Origin of the sequence: Escherichia sp. TW14182, from assembly GCF_000208525.1 — a bacterium.
Taxonomy (GTDB): Bacteria; Pseudomonadota; Gammaproteobacteria; order Enterobacterales; family Enterobacteriaceae; genus Escherichia; species Escherichia ruysiae.
On sequence record NZ_AEJZ01000410.1, the window covers coordinates 1 to 3,666 of the forward strand.

The following is a 3,666-nucleotide window of genomic DNA, read 5'->3' on the forward strand; positions in this document are numbered from 1 at the left end:
CACTGCAACCGATCGCCTGGCAGATTACCCCAGGCTGTATGAAACGGATGAACGCTATGGTGAAGGGGTTCGCCGTATTAGCTTACTTGGACAGCATGTACTTTATGAAGTGAATGATGAGGTCAGTCGTGTCAATATTCTGGCGGTTGTAGGCCAGCGTCAGAATCCACGATTCATTATTTGAGTACTCGGCGCTTGACCGGGAACTGGATGTCGATGATGATCTAGATATGGTGTTTACTTGGCGTGAAGCCCACCGCGTGTCGAAATCACTCACGGTGCAGTACGACAAAATGCTTTATCTGATTGAAGACAGCGAATTCAGTCGTCGGGCGATTGGTAAATACATCGATGTCTGGCATTACCCTGACGGACATAAGGAGCTCCGGCTTAATGGCGTATCACTTCCCTACTCCACTTATGAGGGCTGCGTTTGGGAAACGTACAATATTGTACGGTTGCGCTATTGCGGTAGGGTGTACTCCTACGCTATACGGTCTTTGGCAGACCTTTAGGGAAATGAGATAACCTAAATGCGATAAGAGAAAAGCAATAACTTAAAGGCGATAGCTGATTACGATAAATCAATCAGTTACTTATCAGTATCGATTAAAAAATGCTCCTAACGTACAATAATTTCCGTTTCCCAAACCGCCCCCCTCATTCAGTGACTGCCCCAAGGTTTTTCATGCTCTCCTATACTTATATATCTTTCATAAATGTAAAAAACGGATCCTACTAACCTATTCTTTTTATAACTAACCGCATGAAATCCTTAAATTTTAAGATAGTCAGGTTTAGCAACAATAACCACTCTAAAAATAATGGATAAACTGGGCTTCGCTAATGACAAAGAATATACAAGCCCAGTTTGAGCAATCATTTTAAATATTCATCACCTACTTATCTCCAGATTATCTTTACAAGATGAGGATTTTATTAACTCATTCAAACTAGCTATATCAACTTTAGCCTCAGATAGTTTTGCTGCTGCTTCCGCACGCCATACAATATCCCCAGGTTCCTGGAATGTTCGTCTAATATCCTTTAGAGCAGATAACGCCTTTTGTACCCATTTTTTAAAATCATTGAGATTCCAGTACATCAATGAATTAACCTGAGCAGCAGCTCCCTCTGTCATAAAACGGACTGGAGATAATAATACAGGAATAATTTTAATATGTTCTCCTTTGCAACTTATAATATGTTCTCGCATCCAATTAGGGTGAGAACTTGCCTGTCGAGCTTTTGTTGCATCCAGTATATTATTCTTAGCATTTGCATGATCTTCAAAAACAAAACATAGATTTTCTAGTTGCCACCAAGGATCAGGGGATGCATCAGTTTCCACTTTTCCTGTTTCAAATCCTAGTAATCGACCGATCCTACGATGAGCTTCCTCAAAATGATTTTCTGAATTCAAACCATCAATAATAAATCGCTCTTCTTGTAGGAATTTCCGAGAGGAAGCAATACCAATACTCGAAAAAACCACCTCTATACCTTCTATTTGCTTCATAATAACACGATCATTCTCCTCTTCAGTAGTTACCGTTTTATCAGATGCAAATCGATATAAATTTGATAGCCATGGGATACCGCTAGCAGCTTTTTTGGCTCGAAGAAAATGCTCTTGTGCCTTCATTGTCAGATCAAAACCTGTTAATTTTGTTGATTGGTAAGCACTTGAACCTGCCAGATATTCCCATAGAGCTCTATATCCTTTTAAATCAGATGATGTTAGATGAGCTAAAATATCTTCAGTTTTACCAACAGCCGTCTCAAAATCTGAGTCCCAAAGAGCCCTTACATAATCAATCTCAAGGCCAACCACTGTTTCAAGTTCAACGATACCTGCCAATTTTTTCTGTTTCTTTTCAGATCTTATCTCGATGATATCTTTATTAATATCCTCCCAGTCTTCGCCGTTATCAATAAATATATCATAATTTTCCAAGAATTCGTCAAGTTCACCGGCATTAACTGACTGTTCAACACCGAATTCTAATTCAGCTTGTAGTTCAGGGTGAAAATATTCTCTTCTCTTCCTGTTTGATAAAAAATCCACAAGCTCGGTACCTTTCACAACAACCGCAGAATAGTCCTCAAGAGATCTTGTGCAACGACCAATAGCTTGAATAACCCTAGTTTGAACTCGCTCATTGAATAATGCATTTGCTCCAATTCTTGACATCAAAAATTGTTCTTGCAAATTAACTGCTTTTGGTAACCCTTCTATAATTAATAGACGACATTCATCTTTAGAGAAATCTATACCATCATATCGATTTACGATCACCGCAGCGGCATTATTACTTTTTATAAATAAATCTTTCGAATCTTCAATATCTTTAGCATCAAAAATATCTATTTTTTTATTTTCAGATAATAAACTCTTTATTTTATCTGCATGTTTATCATTAGGAACCAATACAACTGAACGTTCACTTTTATCTATCAATTTCGTAGTTAATTTATCCGCATCGGACTCAGTCAATGATAGAGTAGGAAAAATAAAGAAACGACGACCAACTCCCTGGGTATCCCAGCCATCAGGGGTTGATAGTCTATAAATTTTCTTTCTCCCAGTTAAGCGTTCCAAATCTCCGCCTTCACCCAATGTGGCGGACATAAATATCCGCTGAGTTGCGTCAGAAAAATTTTTATGAGTCCACGTAGGAGGTAATAGCGGTCTAATCAACATTCCCTTTGATGAATAATAAAAATGACACGCATGTAAATATTCTCTAATCATTGACCAAGAGTATCGTAATGAAGTTCCTTGAGTATATTCATCTATTATTTCAACCAAGTCATTTTGGATAGCTAAAAAAGTAGGTGTTGGTAATTTATCTACCCATACAGAAGCATCTGGGCTATCCCAATTTCCATTCAATTTCGAATAACTAGCACCATCAAGATAAGGTTTTATTAACTCAGATAATACACTCCATAAAGATTTATGCTCATCATCAAACCTAGAAACTTCGAAAGACCATAGTTTAGATATATAGTTCTCTGCCGCATGGGCATCATCAACAATAATAACATCCGGGTCTAAAAAGAAAGGATTTACATTGAATACACTACTATAGGTGGTTATTGCTATAGATTGTCCTTGTTTATATTTTGCTACTGATACAGGATCATAATTATTTTTACTCCCAGTAAAACCCAGCACACTCAAACCATATTTATTCTCAGCTTGTTCAACAACTTGATTCACCAACTGCTTGGTAGGGCAGAGAAATACGATTTTCTCATTATTTTTTCTTCTTCGCCACTCAGCAATTAAAAGGCCAACTAAAGTCTTACCGCTCCCTGTTGGAAGTTGCAAAGCAACATCTGCTTTATTTTGACCGTCTTCTGCATATCGTCTCATCATATCTCGTTGATGAGGAAGAACGTCGGGAACCGTTCGTCTAGGAAGCTCTCTAAAAAGTAAATCGGGACTTTCTGTCACATTTTGTTTTTTTTGTCTTTTAGTAAACGCCATAATTATTATCTCCTCAGCTTTACTAAGCTACTAACTATTTAATTCTAGGGTATTAATCATACACGCTAACTAGCAAAAAATACAAGCATATTTCATGAGCTATTAACAAGAATTAATTATTGTTATCAATGTTCTCAGGAACTAATAGCCCATGTTTATATTTATAACGT

1 protein-coding gene and 2 pseudogenes are annotated in these 3,666 nt (G+C 37.4%); 2 read left to right on the forward strand and 1 reads right to left on the reverse strand.

Translation table 11 applies throughout. From position 1 onward, the window contains the following. Positions 1 to 184: pseudogene (locus EQY_RS0122595) on the forward strand (type II toxin-antitoxin system RelE/ParE family toxin); the annotation flags it as partial. 31 nt (positions 185 to 215) lie between these two features. Next, positions 216 to 425 (forward strand): annotated as a pseudogene (locus tag EQY_RS25325) (ISNCY family transposase); the annotation flags it as partial. 470 nt (positions 426 to 895) lie between these two features. Here the strand turns inward: EQY_RS25325 and EQY_RS0122600 are convergent. Continuing rightward, on the reverse strand, positions 896 to 3,496 hold the full coding sequence (locus tag EQY_RS0122600; protein WP_000885993.1) for a DEAD/DEAH box helicase: 2,601 nt from the start codon (positions 3,494 to 3,496) through the stop codon (positions 896 to 898). Positions 3,497 to 3,666: the final 170 nt, after the last annotated feature.

Coding starts and splice junctions, on each gene's coding strand:
- EQY_RS0122600 (WP_000885993.1), bottom strand. CDS start 3,496: ATGGCGTTTACTAAAAGACAAAAAAAACAAAATGTGACAGAAAGTCCC.